The organism is Kribbella sp. NPDC006257 (assembly GCF_040613535.1).
GTDB lineage: Bacteria > Actinomycetota > Actinomycetes > Propionibacteriales > Kribbellaceae > Kribbella.
Genome location: NZ_JBEXSJ010000008.1, coordinates 114,459 through 128,952, shown reverse-complemented (window position 1 = coordinate 128,952; position 14,494 = coordinate 114,459). Strand labels below are relative to the sequence as shown.

Annotated in this window: 17 protein-coding genes; 6 read left to right on the top strand and 11 right to left on the bottom strand. The window is 66.8% G+C overall.

Annotated features, from left to right (window positions below):
- Positions 1-74 precede the first annotated feature (74 nt).
- On the top strand, positions 75-479 hold the full coding sequence (locus ABZ004_RS12440; protein ID WP_355679906.1) for a hypothetical protein: 405 nt from the start codon (positions 75-77) through the stop codon (positions 477-479).
- On the opposite strand, the gene ABZ004_RS12435 is transcribed toward ABZ004_RS12440, so the two are convergent.
- The gene (locus ABZ004_RS12435) at positions 450-1,115 is read right to left on the bottom strand and encodes a DedA family protein (RefSeq protein WP_355679905.1); all 666 of its coding nucleotides are present in this window, start codon (positions 1,113-1,115) and stop codon (positions 450-452) included. The two genes, ABZ004_RS12440 and ABZ004_RS12435, sit on opposite strands and share 30 nt — an antisense overlap.
- Positions 1,116-1,139: 24 nt before the next feature.
- Between ABZ004_RS12435 and ABZ004_RS12430 the strand changes: the two genes are divergently transcribed.
- A complete protein-coding gene (locus tag ABZ004_RS12430) occupies positions 1,140-1,811 on the top strand; it encodes a TrmH family RNA methyltransferase (protein WP_355679904.1) in 672 nt (223 codons plus the stop codon).
- Positions 1,812-1,821: 10 nt separating this feature from the next.
- Here the strand turns inward: ABZ004_RS12430 and ABZ004_RS12425 are convergent, their stop codons facing one another.
- Together ABZ004_RS12425 and ABZ004_RS12420 are read right to left on the bottom strand one after the other, a co-directional pair.
- Positions 1,822-2,625 carry a hypothetical protein gene (locus ABZ004_RS12425; protein ID WP_355679903.1) on the bottom strand — a complete coding sequence of 268 codons (804 nt, stop codon included), beginning with the start codon at positions 2,623-2,625 and terminating at the stop codon, positions 1,822-1,824.
- Positions 2,626-2,648: 23 nt separating this feature from the next.
- On the bottom strand, positions 2,649-3,146 hold the full coding sequence (locus ABZ004_RS12420) for a SigE family RNA polymerase sigma factor (RefSeq protein ID WP_355679902.1): 498 nt from the start codon (positions 3,144-3,146) through the stop codon (positions 2,649-2,651).
- Positions 3,147-3,347: 201 nt separating this feature from the next.
- Between ABZ004_RS12420 and ABZ004_RS12415 the strand changes: the two genes are divergently transcribed.
- Both ABZ004_RS12415 and ABZ004_RS12410 read left to right on the top strand, forming a co-directional pair.
- A complete protein-coding gene (locus tag ABZ004_RS12415; RefSeq protein WP_355679901.1) occupies positions 3,348-3,620 on the top strand; it encodes a hypothetical protein in 273 nt (90 codons plus the stop codon).
- 48 nt (positions 3,621-3,668) lie between these two features.
- Entirely contained in the window at positions 3,669-4,928 is a 1,260-nt protein-coding gene (locus ABZ004_RS12410; protein WP_355679900.1) for an alpha-amylase family glycosyl hydrolase, read from the top strand.
- Here ABZ004_RS12410 and ABZ004_RS12405 read toward each other — a convergent pair.
- Genes ABZ004_RS12405 through ABZ004_RS12380 form a run of 6 tightly spaced genes read right to left on the bottom strand, consistent with a single transcriptional unit; the run spans position 4,914 to position 11,350 of the window.
- Positions 4,914-6,656 carry an FAD-dependent monooxygenase gene (locus ABZ004_RS12405; protein WP_355679899.1) on the bottom strand — a complete coding sequence of 581 codons (1,743 nt, stop codon included), beginning with the start codon at positions 6,654-6,656 and terminating at the stop codon, positions 4,914-4,916. The two genes, ABZ004_RS12410 and ABZ004_RS12405, sit on opposite strands and share 15 nt — an antisense overlap.
- Positions 6,653-7,540, bottom strand: a complete 888-nt coding sequence (locus tag ABZ004_RS12400) for an intradiol ring-cleavage dioxygenase (RefSeq protein ID WP_355679898.1) — start codon at positions 7,538-7,540, stop codon at positions 6,653-6,655. Before ABZ004_RS12400 ends, ABZ004_RS12405 begins: the two co-directional genes overlap by 4 nt.
- Positions 7,537-8,739 carry a thiolase family protein gene (locus ABZ004_RS12395; RefSeq protein WP_355679897.1) on the bottom strand — a complete coding sequence of 401 codons (1,203 nt, stop codon included), beginning with the start codon at positions 8,737-8,739 and terminating at the stop codon, positions 7,537-7,539. Before ABZ004_RS12395 ends, ABZ004_RS12400 begins: the two co-directional genes overlap by 4 nt.
- Positions 8,736-9,797, bottom strand: coding sequence for a maleylacetate reductase (locus ABZ004_RS12390; RefSeq protein ID WP_355679896.1), 1,062 nt, complete (start codon positions 9,795-9,797; stop codon positions 8,736-8,738). The genes ABZ004_RS12395 and ABZ004_RS12390 overlap by 4 nt, the downstream gene beginning before the upstream one ends.
- The gene (locus ABZ004_RS12385; RefSeq protein ID WP_355679895.1) at positions 9,790-10,542 is read right to left on the bottom strand and encodes a CoA-transferase; all 753 of its coding nucleotides are present in this window, start codon (positions 10,540-10,542) and stop codon (positions 9,790-9,792) included. Before ABZ004_RS12385 ends, ABZ004_RS12390 begins: the two co-directional genes overlap by 8 nt.
- Entirely contained in the window at positions 10,535-11,350 is an 816-nt protein-coding gene (locus ABZ004_RS12380) for a CoA-transferase (protein ID WP_355679894.1), read from the bottom strand. Before ABZ004_RS12380 ends, ABZ004_RS12385 begins: the two co-directional genes overlap by 8 nt.
- A gap of 147 nt (positions 11,351-11,497) precedes the next feature.
- Between ABZ004_RS12380 and ABZ004_RS12375 the strand changes: the two genes are divergently transcribed.
- Complete coding sequence (locus ABZ004_RS12375; protein WP_355679893.1) at positions 11,498-12,280, top strand: IclR family transcriptional regulator C-terminal domain-containing protein; 783 nt, start codon at positions 11,498-11,500, stop codon at positions 12,278-12,280.
- 31 nt (positions 12,281-12,311) lie between these two features.
- Here the strand turns inward: ABZ004_RS12375 and ABZ004_RS12370 are convergent, their stop codons facing one another.
- The gene (locus ABZ004_RS12370; protein WP_355679892.1) at positions 12,312-12,899 is read right to left on the bottom strand and encodes a nuclear transport factor 2 family protein; all 588 of its coding nucleotides are present in this window, start codon (positions 12,897-12,899) and stop codon (positions 12,312-12,314) included.
- Positions 12,900-13,004: 105 nt separating this feature from the next.
- Between ABZ004_RS12370 and ABZ004_RS12365 the strand changes: the two genes are divergently transcribed.
- Positions 13,005-13,382 carry a helix-turn-helix domain-containing protein gene (locus ABZ004_RS12365; RefSeq protein WP_355679891.1) on the top strand — a complete coding sequence of 126 codons (378 nt, stop codon included), beginning with the start codon at positions 13,005-13,007 and terminating at the stop codon, positions 13,380-13,382.
- A gap of 51 nt (positions 13,383-13,433) precedes the next feature.
- On the opposite strand, the gene ABZ004_RS12360 is transcribed toward ABZ004_RS12365, so the two are convergent.
- Complete coding sequence (locus tag ABZ004_RS12360; RefSeq protein ID WP_355679890.1) at positions 13,434-14,453, bottom strand: SIS domain-containing protein; 1,020 nt, start codon at positions 14,451-14,453, stop codon at positions 13,434-13,436.
- Positions 14,454-14,494 lie beyond the last annotated feature (41 nt).

The window sequence follows — 14,494 nt, the reverse complement described above, 5'->3', positions numbered from 1 at the left end:
GTATCGGCCGTGTATGCGGGCTTGTGAGGATTCTGCATGCCACGGCAGAGGCCGGCGGATGGGGGAGCACGGCCATGGGGGAGATCGCGGTGGAGCGCAGGACTGTGGAGTGGGTCTCGAACCCACGCGATCCGGAGTCCGCGCTGAGTTGGCAACTGGAACGGGTGGGGTCGGCGGCCTGGCAGGACTGGTCGCTGAAGTTCCAGCGAATGGCGTTCGGATATGCGCAGGACAGCGGCTGGCACGACCCGGCCGACGCTCTGCGCTGGCTCGACCATCACGCCCTGCTGCATGAAGGGGCTGTGCCACGGGGGGCACTGGTCTGGTACCAGGCGGCGGACCGGGTCCGGGTGGCTTGTTCACTCGGGTCCGGTCAGGTGGTCGGCCCGTTGCCGACCGGCCAGGTAGGCGTAGCGGAGCTGAGTGAGCTCAGCACCGACTACGTCTGGTCAGATGCGCACTTCCCCTTCGCCCACTGAGTTGCGCTTGCGGCGCCGGGCCAGCAGGTACTCGACGAGCATCGGGATCAGCGAGACCAGCACGAGCAGGATCAGCGCCGACTCGAGGTGGTCGTGGATGAACTTGACCTTGCCGAGCGCGTGTCCGAGCAGGGTGATCCCGGTGGCCCAGAGCACCGCGCCGATACCGGTCCAGAGGAAGAACTTCTTCGGGTCCATCCGGCCCGCGCCGGCCACGATCGTGATGAAGGTGCGCACGATCGGCACGAATCGGGCCAGCACCAGCGCCCGCGGCCCGTACCGCTCGAAGAACTCGTGTGTCTGCTCGATGTACTTCGGTTTCAGGAACTTCGCGTCCGGATTCCTGAACAACGACGTGCCGAGCCCGCGGCCGATGTAGTAGCCGGACACGTTGCCGAGGAACGCGGCGACGGTGAGGATCACGCAGGCGAGCCAGAGCGGCACGTCGATCGCGCCGCGGGCGATGAACAGCCCGACCGCGAACAACAGCGAGTCACCGGGCAGGATCGGGAACAGCAGGCCGCACTCGATGAAGACGACCGCGGCCGTGCCCCACAGTGACCAGTCACCCAGCCAGTTCAGCAGGTATTCCGGGTCCATCCAGTTGGGCATCAGCATCGCGACCTGTAAGAGCACGGGCACAGGGTAGCGTCCCGACCCATGCAGGAAGCCAATCGCGACAATGCCCCTGACCTGATCGGTGCGGATCTGGTGCCCGCCCCGGAGGTCGGGGTCGGCCCGTGGCAGGGCGATCTTCCGGACGATCCACGCTTCGATCCCGAGCTGCTCGCGGCGGGCGATCGGCGCAACGTGGTGGACAAATACCGGTACTGGCGGCTCGAGGCGATCGTCGAGGACCTCGACCAGCACCGGCACCCGTTCCACGTCGCGATCGAGAACTGGCAGCACGATCTGAACATCGGCTCCGTCGTCCGGACTGCGAACGCCTTCCTCGCCGAGGAGGTGCACATCGTCGGCAACCGGAAGTGGAACCGCCGCGGCGCGATGGTGACGGACCGCTACCAGCACGTCCGCCACCATCCTGAATTGGCCGGCCTCGCGGGGTACGCCGAGGAGCGGTCGCTGCCCGTGATCGGCATCGACAACCTCCCCGGCTCGGTCCCGCTGGAGACCTACGACCTGCCGGCGGGGTGCATCCTGCTCTTCGGTCAAGAGGGTCCCGGCCTCACCGAGGAAGCCCACAAGATCTGCACCGATGTCCTGTCGATCGCCCAGTTCGGCTCCACCCGCTCCATCAACGCCAGCGCGGCAGCGGCCATCGCGATGCACGCCTGGATCCGCCGCCACACCTACGGCCAGTTGGTTCAGTAGGCCTCGAGCTTCATTTGGTAGCTCCGGGTGAGGTGGGTTTGGAGGGTTGGGCGACCGGACGGGGTGTGAAGAGGCCGGCGGAGGCGTCGAGCAGGGACTGATCGACCTGCCGCTGCCAGCGAGGGCTGGTGACGGCGGTCTGTAGTTGCTGGAGGCTCAGCGGTGGGCGGGTCGGGGAGGTGTTCGGGTTCTCCGACTCGCGGTTCTCCGCGAGCAGCGTGACGACGAGGCCGTCGGCGCGGACCAGATTCGCCTGCAAGTGCTTGAAGTTGCCGGTGCTTCCGTTCGACTGATTCTCGACGAGTTGCAGCTTGGAGCCATCGGCAAGCTTGATGATCCGGCAGCTGAGGTCGGCGCCCGGCGGACAGGCCATGCGATCCGCCTTGGACAGCAGGCGCACCTGGACCATCGCCGTACTGCCGCCGTCGGTGTAGTCGAGGTCGGCATAGACGCCGTCCGGTGTGCCGATGCCCTCGAAACCGCCTCGGGCGTTGGCTGCTTTTCGGGCGTCAGGCAACAGTTCGCGCAGGATCGCGGCCGCGGCCTGTGGCGTGATGGCGCCGTTCTGCCGTATGCCGGTGCTCGCTGCCGGGGCGACCCCATCGGCTCCCGGGCCGCCCGGCGAAACGGCGTACGCGAAAGCACCACCCAGTACGGCGATGGCTGCCGCGCCGGCGAAGAGCTGGGTCAGCCGGCGCCGGCGTACCAGCTTGTTGCCATAGGCAACGCTTTCGGCAAGGAGTGGGCCGAGATCGACGGGAGTGTCGTCCACCTCGGCGTGCAACCGGTCACTGAGTTCGGTTTCGAAGCTCATCAGGGGTCCGTCCAGTTCTGGGCTCATGGCCCGGTCAACTCGCTGATTTCGGTGCCGAGCCGGGCGCGCAGCCGGAGCAGCGCCCGCTGGCTGCGGGTCCGGACCATGCCGGAGCTGATGCCGAGGATCGTGGCGGTGTCCTCGACGCTGTGGTCCTCCCAGTACCGCAGGACGACGATCGCCCGGTCGCGGGCCGACAACTCGGCCAGCGCGGTGAACAGGGTCAGCCGCAACGCGGTGTCCTCGCCGTACCGGCCGCCGTCCGGTACGTCGGCGGTCGGTCGCTCCAGCCTCGTCCTGCGCTGGGAGGCGACATAGGTGCGAATCATCACCGTGCGGCTGTAGGCGACCGGGTTGTCCGCCCGGCTGACCTTGGACCAGGAGGCGTAGAGCTTGCCGAGGGTGGTCTGGGTCAGGTCCTCGGCCGCATGCCGGTCACCGGCCAGCAGATACGCCATCCGGAACAGCTGCGTACCGCGTGCGGTGGCGAATTCGCCGAACTCCTCGAGGTCTGCACTCACGATCACCCTTCCGTCGCCGAACCGCTGTCGAGGGGTAAGAGCACCCCGGGCCGGATCTTGTTGCACCCGGCCCGGAGAAAGTTGTCCGGTCAGCGGCCGTAACCCCGCGGTGGGGACGTGCGTTGGACCAGCGAGGCACGAAGGAGGGGAGTCCTTCGAACTGTGAGGCAGTTGAGGCACATTCCGCTATGGGGGTAGTCCGTGAGTTCGAATCTGCATGTCCGCCGTGCTTCGGAAACCGAGGAGATCCCGCAGATCGCGTTCGCGCGCCCGGCCTCCGTCGAGCACCTGGAAGAGATCTGGGGCGCCCTCGCGCACGAGGTCGCCACCGTCCAAGCCATCTCCGTCGCCGCGGCCGAGGCCCGCACCGACGAATCGAGAGTCGCGTACCTGAAGCTCCTCGAGGCGGAAACGGCTGAGATGGTTGCTTTGGTCGAGGAGGTGCGCCCCGGCTTTCTGGGAGCCGCCAGCTGACTAAGGTGGAGCTGCCTGACTAGGGTGGTGCTGTCGGGAGGAGCAGCGATGCCGCAGTGGGCTGATCACGCGATCTGGTGGCAGGTGTATCCGTTGGGGTTCGTCGGGGCCGAGAACGTGGCCCCGCCCGGACGGCGGATCGTGCATCGGCTGCAGCGGTTGGAGAACTGGCTGGACTACGCGATCGAGCTGGGCTGCTCGGGTCTGCTGCTCGGTCCGGTGTTCGAGTCGGAGACGCACGGCTACGACACGGTCGACCATTTCCACATCGACCCGCGGCTCGGCGACTACACCGACTTCGACCGGCTCGTGGAAGCAGCCAAGGCTCGCGGCTTGCGGATTGTGCTGGACGGCGTCTTCAACCATGTCGCCCCGTCGTTCCACGCGAAGCCGGAGTGGTTCCGGCGGCATCCGGACGGGACGCAGGTCTATTTCGAAGGACACGAGCATCTCCTGGTGCTGAATCACCAGGAGCCCGAGGTCCGCGAGTACGTCGTGGACGTGATGTGCCACTGGCTGGAACGCGGCATCGACGGCTGGCGGCTGGACGCGGCGTACGCGGTGGCACCGGAGTTCTGGGCCGGTGTGCTCGCCCAGGTGCGGGACCGGTTCCCCGAGGCCTGGTTCTTCGGCGAGGTGATCCACGGCGACTACGCCGGCTATGCCGCGACGAGCACGCTCGACTCGATCACGCAGTACGAGCTGTGGAAGGCGATCTGGAGTTCGCTGAACGACGGCAACTTCTTCGAGCTGGCCTATGCGCTGGAGCGGCATCAGGCGGCGGTCGACCCGATGGTGCCGCAGACGTTCGTCGGCAACCACGACGTGACCCGGATCGCCACCAAACTCGACGACGACCGGCATCTCGGGCACGCGCTCGCGATCCTGTTCGGCGTCGCCGGCATCCCGAGCATCTATGCGGGCGACGAGCAGGCGATGACCGGGCTCAAGGAGGATCGGGCCGGCGGCGACGACCTGATCCGGCCCGAGTTCCCGGAGAAGCCTGACGAGCAGGGCGACTGGGCGACGTACCGGCTGCATCAGCGGCTGATCGGCGTACGGCGTCGCAATGCGTGGCTGACACGGTCGCAGACCAAGGTCGCCCACTTGAAGAACAAGGCGCTCGCACTGCGTTCCGGTGACGCGCGTGGTCAGCTACTGCTTCTCCTGAACGTTGGCGACGAGGCCTACCACTTCCCGGTCGAAGTGGCAGGCCTCGTCATCGCTGCTCAGCCAGAGGGCTCACCGCTGCCGGAGGAGCCGTTGCTAATCCCTCCGCACAGCTGGCGAGTCCTAACGTCGCCCTAGCAGTCCTTCGAAGGCTGCTGTCAGCGCAGTAGTTGGATCTGCTTCGACACTGTGAGCCCGGTAGGCGACATGAGCATCAGGCCGTACTACGAGGCAGCCGGTGTCCGTGATCTCGCGCAACCGGGCCCAGTCGCCGTACAGGTCTTCCAGCTCGTGCCCGGGGCCGATCACGAACGGGTCGATCTGGAGGCCGAGCTTCTCGGAGACAGCTTCGGCCGCCTTGACCCAGGCATCGCCGCCGATGCCGGTGAGCAAGGTGAACCGGCCCTTGCCGACGACATCGAGTGTGCTCACGGTGTCGGTCCCACGAGTCAGCCAGCAATGCGGGATGCGCGCACCCGGCCAGGTCGTTGGGTGGTAGTAGAGCTCAGGATCCCTGTCGTACAAGGGCTCCGGCGTACCATCCGGGATCACTGCTGCTGACTTGTAGCGTTGCCCGAGCTCCACGCCGTGCGCGTTGAACTCGTAGTCCTTGAGCTTGATCGCTTCGCGGAGTTCCTCACGCTGTGCGGCGCCCTCGGCGCTGTCGTCCTTGCGCGACTCGATCGTCCGTCCCTCCGGTGCGTCCGGTGTCATTCCGAGCGCCCTGAAGATTTGACCGAACTGGGTCCGGCTCTTGTTCGCCCGCTCCACGATCTGCTGCGCGATCGGTGCACGCTCGGCGTTGTAGGTGTCCAGCAGTGCCGGTGAAGCCTGCCCCTTGAGCACCAGCGAGAGCTTCCAGGCGAGGTTGTATGCGTCCTGGATCGAGGTGTTCGAGCCGAGCCCGTTGCTCGGCGGGTGCCGGTGGATCGCGTCGCCCATACAGAACACCCGGCCGACCGACGTCTGCTCGGCGTACATGTGATTGACGCTCCAGACCGAGGTGCCCTTGAGCTTCACGTCGATCGTGTCGTCGCCGACCAGGTTGTGTACGATCTCGGTCGCCATCGCCTCGTCGACCACCGGTGCGGGCTGATTGATGTCGTAGCCCCAGACGATCAACCATTCGTTCCACGGCCGGACCATCCGGACCAGGCCGGCCCCGATCCCGCCGATCTGCGCGCCCGGCTGGAGCACCCAGTAGAGAACGCTCGGCCGGTGCGCGACGTACTTCGACAGGTCCGCCTCGAAGACGATGTTCATCGAGCCCTCGATGTCCATCGAACCTGCCATCGGCAACCCGATGTCCTGGGCCACCTTGCTCCGGCCACCGTCCGCGCCGATCAGGTACTTCGCGCGGATCTCGTACTCCGAACCGCTCAGCCGGTCCCGCACTTTCGCGGTGACCCCGTCGGCGTCCTGCTCCAGCGACAGGTACTCCGTATCGAAGCGGACCCGCGCGCCGCGGCTGGCCGCAGTACTGACCAGGATCGGTTCGAACAGGGTCTGCGGAAGATCGCAGGGCAGGGTCGGAGAAGCCTCGGTGTAGTCGGCCAGTCGTTGCGGATGCGTGCCCCAGGTGCGGATCCGGCCGATCTCCTCGCCGGCCAGGCTGGTGCAGAAGGCGGTCTGGCCCATCAACTCGTGCGACGTGCCCTTGCCGGTGATCTCGTCCTCGATGCCCATGTCGCGCATCAGCTCGACCGTGCGCTGGTTGGTGATGTGGGCGCGCGGGGTGTTCGCGGTCCAGCGATAACGCGTCAGTACGACGTTGTCGACGCCGTAGCTGGACAGGAACAGCGAGGCGGCGCCACCCGCCGGGCCACTGCCGATGATCAGGACATCGGTCTCGAATCCTTCGGTCATAGTGCGCGGGTCTCCTCGGTGGTGGCGAGCACCAGGTCGTACTGGACTGTGCTGAACGGCTGGTCGAGCTCACGGCCGTCCGGGGCGGTCCCGGCCGGATGCTCGGTGAACTCGGCGATCAGCGAGTCCTTCACGCCGAAGACGGCGTCGTCGTGCAGATGCTCGTCACCGGCCGCGAAGACGTGCGTGATGAGCCGGGAGAAGCCGGGTGCGGTGACCATGAAGTGGATGTGTGCCGGCCGCATCGGCCCGCGGCCGCCGGCCCGGAGCAGCTCGCCGACCGGTCCGTCGTCGGGGATCGGATAGGCCACCGGGCGAACCGCCCAGAACGCGTAGTTGCCCTCGGCATCGGTCGTCAGATGGCCGCGGTTCTGTGGTCCGTCGGTGTCCTTCTGTACGTCGTAGAAGCCGTCCTCGTCCGCCTGCCAGGTCTCGACCAACGCGCCGGCGATCGGCTGACCCTTGGTGTCCAGGACCCGCCCTGTCACCAGGCAGGGCTGTCCGGGAGCACCGTTGGACAGGTCGCCGCCGAGTTCGATCTCCGGCGAACCCTCGACGAAGAACGGCCCGAAAACGGTCGACTCGGTGACACCTGGTGGCGTCCGGTTGGCGAGTCCGACGGTCAGCATGGAGAGCCCGAGTACGTCGGACAGCAGGACGAACTCCTGTCGGGTGCCGGTCGACATGTGCCCTGTTCTGGTCAGGAAGTCGATGCCCTTGAACCACTCCTCCTCAGTCAGGTCGACCTCGCGGGCGAACGCGTGCAGGTGCCGGACCAGCGCACCCAGCACGGTCTTCGTTCGCTCGTCCTTGCTGCCGTCGAAACTCGCCACCACCGCGTCGGTGAGGGTTTGTCCACCAAGATCCATCCGTTCGCTCCTCATGCCTCGATCACCATCGCGATGCCTTGGCCGACACCGATGCAAAGGGTCGCCAGGCCGTAGCCGCCACCGCGCCGGCGTAACTCGTGCGCGAGCGTGGTCAGAATCCTGGTTCCGGAGCTGCCCAGGGGATGCCCGAGAGCGATCGCTCCGCCGTTCACGTTCACCTTGGCGCGGTCCAGCTCGGGCCATTCGCCCAAGCAGGCCAGGCTTTGCGCCGCATACGCCTCGTTCAGCTCGACCAGCTTCAGGTCGTCCCAGTCGATACCGGCTTTGGCGAGCGCCTTGCGTGACGCCTCGACCGGGCCGATTCCGAAGTACTGGGGATCGACCCCGTGCACCGCCCGGCTGACGATGCGCGCCAACGGGGTGATGCCGAGCTCCCGCGCGGTCGCTTCATCAGCCATCAGTACGGCGGAGGCTCCGTCGTTCAGGGTCGACGAGTTGCCGGCTGTGACCGTGCCGCCTTCTTTGAAGGCCGGCTTGAGCTTTGCCATCACCTCGGGCGTGCTGCCGTCGCGGATCGACTCGTCTCTTTGTAGTGGAGAGGTTGGTGGGAGGACGGGTGCGAGGTGCTCCCAGGGAACGACCTCGCCGTCGAACTTGCCGGCTGCCCAGGCCTTGCCGGCCTTCTCGTGGCTCTCCAATGCGAAGAGGTCCTGTTCCTCGCGACCGATGTGGTAGCGCTCGGCCAGCAGTTCGGTGGACTCGCCGAGGGAGATCGTCCACTCCCTCGGCATCCGCGGATTGATCATCCGCCAGCCGAGCGACGTCGATGCCGCGGTCAGATTGCCGTGCGGGAAGGCTTTGTCGGGTTTGGGGAGCACCCAGGGGGCCCGGCTCATCGACTCGACGCCGCCTGCGATCAGCAGGTCGGCATCACCGGTCTCGATGGCGCGGGCTGCCTGGATCGCGGCTTCCAAGCCGGATCCGCAGAGCCGGTTCACCGTAGTACCGGGAACGCTGGTCGGGAAGCCGGCCAGCAGGGCTGCCATCCGGGCGACATCGCGGTTCTCCTCGCCGGCGCCGTTCGCGTTGCCGAGGTAGACGTCTTCGATCAGGGCCGGGTCGAGGCCGGGGTGGCGGACGAGAAGTTCCCGGATGGTGACGGCCGCCAGATCGTCAGGCCGGCCGCCGGACAGGGCGCCGCCGAGCTTGCCGACCGGGGTCCGTACTGCGTCCAGCAGGAAGGCAGATCTCATCGTGCTGTTCCTTCGTTGGTTGGCCTGGTGCCGGCCCAGGCGGCGAGGAGGATGTCCGTGATGACCTGGGGGTCTTCCTCGCGATGGGCGGCGGCGAACTTCTTGGCTGCGTCCTGGGCCTGGTCTTCGGTCAGACCAAGCGCTTTGAGGCTGGTCGGCACGTGGGCCTGGTCGAACAGGTCGAACAGGCCGGTTGCCAGGTCGTCGGTGCCGAGGGTCTTTTCGAGGTCCTGCTTGGCTCTGCCGGTCGCCTTGTGGCGGGTGACTTGCGGCAGGACAGCGGCGTGGGTCTCGGCATGCGGGAGGTTGTAGGTCCCGCCGAGGAGATGGCAGAGCTTGTGGTGGATACCGGTGCCCGCACTTGCCAACGCGGAGCCGGCGAGCGACGCGCCGTACAGAAGGTTGCTGCGGGCATCCAAATCTTGAGGATCTTTGATTGCTGCTGTGAGACCCTCTTTGAGGGCTCGGACGCCTTCTACCGCGGTGATATCGGTGATCGGGTCGGCTTTGTTCGTCCAGGTGGCTTCGACGCAATGGGCGATCGCGTTGGCGACGCTGGCGGCGGTGGTCGCGATCGGCAGCTTGCGGCTCAGCAGTGGGTCGTAGACGACCGTCTTGGGCAGTACTGCGAGGTCGGTGCCGGTGGTCTTGTCGCGGTCAGACGTCTGGCCCCATACCGGGGTCATCTCCGAACCCGCGTACGTGGTCGGGACTGCGATGATCGGCAGGCCCGAGGTGAGCGCGATCGCCTTCGCCAGGCCGATCGCCGAGCCGCCGCCGATCGCGATGATCGCCGCCGCACCGACCTCCCTCGCCTTCTCCCGGGCTGCTTCTGCCCGCTCGACCGGCACATGTTGCTTCACGCCGTCGATCCGGCCTGCGAACCGGTCGCCCAACGCGATCTGCAGCAGATCCGCTGCCTCTCGCACCGAACTCGTCGCAATCAGCAGCACCTTTCCAATCCCGAGTAGGTCCACCTCCTCGGGAACCTGATCCAGCGCGCCTGGTCCGAGGACGATCCGGCTCGGCAGTCGGACATGGGCGAACGGCTCAGGCATCTGCGGGCTCCCGGTTGCGAAGCTGCTGGAGGGCCTTTAGTTCGGTCTCCGTCGGCGGGGGTACGTTCTTGATGCTGGCGGCAACCTTCAGCTCCCACCCGGTGGCCGCCTTCGCCGCCTCGACGGTGACGCCTTCATGCAGGCGGGTGAGTGTCAGCTCGTTGGTCTCCGGGTCCGGCTCGAGCACCCCGTGATCGGTGATCACCAGAGTCGGCCCGGCACCGGGTGCGTGGCGTTCGCGGCCGGTGGGGCCGTAGCCGACCGAGGAGACGAAGTCGACGTGTTCGACGAACGTTCGCGGCGACTGCTTCACGATGACGATCACCCGCCCTGCAGCGGCAGCGATCTCGGGCGCCCCGCCCGCGCCGGGCAGCCGGGTCTTCGGTTCGGCGTGGTCGCCGATCACCGTCGTGTTGATGTTGCCGAACTTGTCGATCTGCGCGGCCCCGAGGAACCCGACATCGATCCGTCCCGCGCCGACCCAGAAGTTGAACATCTCCGGCACCGACACCACGGCGACGGCGGTCGCCGCGAGATCGTCGTCGCCGATCGACAACGGCAGCCGCTTCGGCTTCGCATCGATCGCGCCTGATTCGTAGACGAGCCGGCAGTTCGGAGCATGGGTCCGTCGCGCCAGGTTCGCGGCCAGGTTGGGCGGCCCCACCCCGACCAGGCACACGTCCCCGTTCTTCAGCTCCCGAGCCGCGGCGACATTCATCATGTCGGCGCTCGTCCACTCAGGCATGCGTGCTCTCCTTGGCAAGTCCGTTCTCGGCAGCCCAGGACAGAAAAGCCTCGCGATCGCGCGAAATCTTGTCCCACTCCAGATAGAAGTCGTTGTCGCGAACCGAGTAGCCGGCCGCGTACGAAGGCCAAGCACCGTTCGGTACGACGCTCACTGCGGCCAGCACCCAGTTCGGCAGAATCACCGCGCCGGTGTGCTCGGGAAACTCGTCGGCCACCTCTTCGACGGTGACAATCGCCCGTTTCGCAGCCAGCACGGCCTCGCGCTGCACACCGGTGATTCCCCAGAGCATCACGTTGCCGTCACGGTCCGCCAGCTGCGCATGGATCACGGTCACGTCCGGGTTCACCGCCCGTACTGCGGCCAGCTCCTCACCAGTGAACGGACAGGTGACGCTGGAGATGATGTCGCTCTGCTTCTCGAGATCCGTGCCGCGGTAGCCACGCAGTACTGCGAAAGGCAGGCGTGCTGCACCGGCGCTGTAGGCATTGGCGAGCCCTGCATGGCTGTGCTCATGTACTGCGAGCCGGTGCGGCCAGTGGTTCTCCACTGCGTCACGTAGCCGATGGAGCGAGCCGACGCCTGGGTTGCCGCCGTAGGAGAACACCAGCTCGTCCGCGACGCCCAGACCGATCAGCTGGTCGTACACGAGATCCGGTGTCATCCGCACCAGCGTCAAATGCCGCCGCCCTTGCCGAGCGATCTCGTGCGCCGCAGCGAACGGAATCAGATGAGTAAAGCCCTCGAGCGCGACGGTGTCCCCGTCGTGCACATGCTCAGCAATGGCATCAGCCAACGGAACTGTCATCACTGGACCCGGCTCCTGTCTCGACTACTCGCGCCACCCATGAGCTCGGCGACCTCCACTCACCCCCCGAGCGAAGCGAGGGTGGTACGGTGTTCTTCCGTTTTCGCTCAGCGAAAAGTTTTTCTTTCAACGAAAAGAGATTAGCTGATGCCTGGTGAGGCGTCTACAGGCACGTTCTTGCAAGGCCTGGAGCGTGGACTGGCTGTGATCCGCGCGTTCTCCGCGGAAGCGCCATCGCTGACTTTGAGCGAGGTTGCCCGGGAGGTGGGCATCACGCCGGCTACTGCGCGGCGGATTCTGCTGACGCTTGAAGAGCTCGGCTACGTGCGGAGCGATGGGCGACGGTTTTCGCTCACACCGCGAGTGCTGGCGCTGGGCTGGGCTTACCTGTCCTCGCTGGATCTCGGCGACATCGCCGGACCGTTCATGGAGGAGCTGAGCCTGAAGACCCGGGAGTCCTGCTCGATAGCGACTCTGGATCTGCCTGACATCGTCTACGTCGCCCGGGTACCGACTAGCCGGATCATGACGGTCGCGCTGGGCGTGGGGGCGCGCCTCCCGGCGTACGCAACCTCGATGGGGCGGGTGTTGCTTGCAGGGCTGCCTGCTGACGAGTTGGAGGCGTACCTCTCGACGCTAGAGGCGGAGGCTCTGACCGATCACACGGTGACATCGGCTGATGGGCTGCGGGATGCAGTCGAACGTGCAGGCGTCGACGGGTATGCGCTGGTGGATCAGGAGCTGGAGCTGGGTTTGCGGTCGATCGCAGTACCGATCAGAGATTCCCGTGGTCGCGCGGTGGCTGCACTGAACGTCTCGGCCCACGCGTCACGAACTTCAAAGGCTGCCTTGCGTTCCGACGTACTGGGTCCTTTGCAGGAGTGCGCGGAAAGCATCGGTACTGCGTTGCGCCGCCGCGGCCGGATCTGACCGCGGCGTCGCGCTGCGGGTTTGCTGGTGCTCAGCCGAGGCCGATCTGGGCGAAGAAGGTCTGGTTATCCCAGAACAGGTACTCCTCGTCCATGGTGTTGCGCTTGTTCCAGATGCCGACGGTTGCCATCGGTAGTACGTAGGACTTGCCGGTCGGCTGGATCCAGCCGCCCTTGCCGTCCGGCATCGGCTTGGTGAAGGTGCCGAGCATCTCGCCGGTGACGGCGGTCAGCTGGCCGTTCGCGAGCCGGAACTTGTGCTGCACGATCCGGGTGTCGGGCGCCCAGACGAACAGCGCGGCCAGGTCGGCGATGTGCTTGTCGATGCCGTCGGTGTAGTGCCCGTCGGGCCAGTGCACCCGGATGTTGCGGGCATGGCTCTCGCCCAGGCGATCCCACTTCGCGTGACTGAAGACGTCGAAGTCCAACTCGTCAAAGATCTCCAAGTGCTTCCGCTCAACATGCGAGAGCCCCGTCGGGAAACCAGCCTGCTGCCCGTGGTGCTCGGCTGTGCTCGGGGCGGCGTAGGCAAGGTCGGTGCCGCCCGCCACCGCGGCGAGGGCGAGGGCGCCGAAGCCGGCGGCGCTGCTGTTTCGGATCAGGGAACGTCGGTCGATCATCGGGGCATCCTTCGCTCGGACTGCAGTAGTTACTAGAAGATACTGCTAACTCCTAGATACTACAATCCTCAAGTAACTGGTTTCCGGCGGAGGTAAGCTGGTGCCATGGAGAGCGAGGTCGAGTACGACGTCTTCGGCGTCGCCTGCCCCTCGCGGCCGGTGCTGGAGGACGTGACCGGGCGGTGGGGCGCTCTCGCGCTCGGCGCGCTCGCGGACGGCCCGATGCGCTTCAACGAGCTCCGCCGACGGGTCGAAGGCGTCAGCCAGAAGATGCTGGCCCAGTCCCTGCAGGCGCTCGAACGCGACGGCCTGGTGAACCGGGAGGTCCAGTCGACCTTCCCTCTGAAAGTCGAATACAGCCTCACTCCCACCGGCCAGGTCCTAGCCGGCAAGCTCCTCGACCTGATCGGCTACCTCACCGGCACCATGCCCAGCATCCTCGAAGCCCAGCAGGCCTACGACAAGTCCCACGCGAACGCGTGAAACGCGAAAGTCCCCGCTGCCAGAGCAGCGGGGACCTGTCGTCAGGGATTGTCAGTCGGTTTGGGTGACCTTGCGGAGGCCTCGGGGGGCGTCGGGGTCGAGGCCTAGCTTGCGGGCGAGGGCTTCGATGGCGCGTTGGGCGGGGATGACCAGGGCCAGCGGGGCCAGGGTCTCGGGGAGGTCGGGGCCGGGGAGGTTCACGTCGCAGCGGGAGGCGAAGGTGGCGTCGCCGCCGATGCCGAGGATCTTGCTGCCCTTCTCGCGGACGATCGCGGCCAGCTCGGTCATCCCGGGGAGCGCGGGTCCGTCGGCGGCGGCGACCAGGATGGTCACCAGGTCCGCGTCGACGACAGCGATCGGGCCATGCTTGAGGTCGGCGTACGAGAGTCCGCGGACCGGCTGCAAGCAGGTCTCCTCGAGCTTCAGGGCGACCTCCAGCGTCGTACCGAAGGTGAGGCCGCGGCCGCTGGACAGTACGTCGTGCGCACCCGCGAGCAGATCGGCGGCGGCCTCGACCGAACCTTCGAGCATCTTCGCGGCGGCGTCCGGAACCCGCGCGATGTCGGCGTCGAGGGTGCCCGGCTTCTGCGCCAGCGCGTCGACGGCGACGGTGATCGCGGCCAGCTGCGTGGTGTAGGTCTTGGTGGCCGGTACGGCGAGCTCCTGACCGGCCTTGGTGATCAGCGCGACGTCGGCCACGGAGGCCAACGGGCTGTCGCCGTGGTTGGTGATGCCGACGATCGCGGCGCCGTTGCGCTTGGCCCATTCGGCGGTGTCGACGATCTCCTGGGTCGCGCCGGACTGGCTGACCGCCACGACCAGCGAGTTGGAGAGGTCGAGGTTGGCGCCGTACAGGGTGGCCACCGACGGCGCGGCCAGCGAGGCCTGCCGGCCGGCGTGGATCTCGGTCAGGTAGCGCCCGTAGACGCCCGCGTTGTCGGACGAACCCCGGGCCACGAAGATCACGTGCCGGCGCCCCGCGGCCAGCCGGGTCACGTCGTGGCGCAGTGGCAGCAGAGCCTCGAACGTCGCGGCGAGGGCCGCGGGCTGTTCGGCGATCTCACGCGCCATCTGGGTTGCAGGGGCGGGGTCGGGCGTTGACACCACAACGA

Coding starts and splice junctions, on each gene's coding strand:
- ABZ004_RS12360 (WP_355679890.1), bottom strand. CDS start 14,453: ATGGCGCGTGAGATCGCCGAACAGCCCGCGGCCCTCGCCGCGACGTTC.
- ABZ004_RS12440 (WP_355679906.1), top strand. CDS start 75: ATGGGGGAGATCGCGGTGGAGCGCAGGACTGTGGAGTGGGTCTCGAAC.
- ABZ004_RS12395 (WP_355679897.1), bottom strand. CDS start 8,739: ATGAGATCTGCCTTCCTGCTGGACGCAGTACGGACCCCGGTCGGCAAG.
- ABZ004_RS12400 (WP_355679898.1), bottom strand. CDS start 7,540: ATGAGGAGCGAACGGATGGATCTTGGTGGACAAACCCTCACCGACGCG.
- ABZ004_RS12380 (WP_355679894.1), bottom strand. CDS start 11,350: ATGACAGTTCCGTTGGCTGATGCCATTGCTGAGCATGTGCACGACGGG.
- ABZ004_RS12405 (WP_355679899.1), bottom strand. CDS start 6,656: ATGACCGAAGGATTCGAGACCGATGTCCTGATCATCGGCAGTGGCCCG.
- ABZ004_RS12370 (WP_355679892.1), bottom strand. CDS start 12,899: ATGATCGACCGACGTTCCCTGATCCGAAACAGCAGCGCCGCCGGCTTC.
- ABZ004_RS12410 (WP_355679900.1), top strand. CDS start 3,669: ATGCCGCAGTGGGCTGATCACGCGATCTGGTGGCAGGTGTATCCGTTG.
- ABZ004_RS12385 (WP_355679895.1), bottom strand. CDS start 10,542: ATGCCTGAGTGGACGAGCGCCGACATGATGAATGTCGCCGCGGCTCGG.
- ABZ004_RS12430 (WP_355679904.1), top strand. CDS start 1,140: ATGCAGGAAGCCAATCGCGACAATGCCCCTGACCTGATCGGTGCGGAT.
- ABZ004_RS12375 (WP_355679893.1), top strand. CDS start 11,498: ATGCCTGGTGAGGCGTCTACAGGCACGTTCTTGCAAGGCCTGGAGCGT.
- ABZ004_RS12365 (WP_355679891.1), top strand. CDS start 13,005: ATGGAGAGCGAGGTCGAGTACGACGTCTTCGGCGTCGCCTGCCCCTCG.
- ABZ004_RS12390 (WP_355679896.1), bottom strand. CDS start 9,797: ATGCCTGAGCCGTTCGCCCATGTCCGACTGCCGAGCCGGATCGTCCTC.
- ABZ004_RS12425 (WP_355679903.1), bottom strand. CDS start 2,625: ATGAGCTTCGAAACCGAACTCAGTGACCGGTTGCACGCCGAGGTGGAC.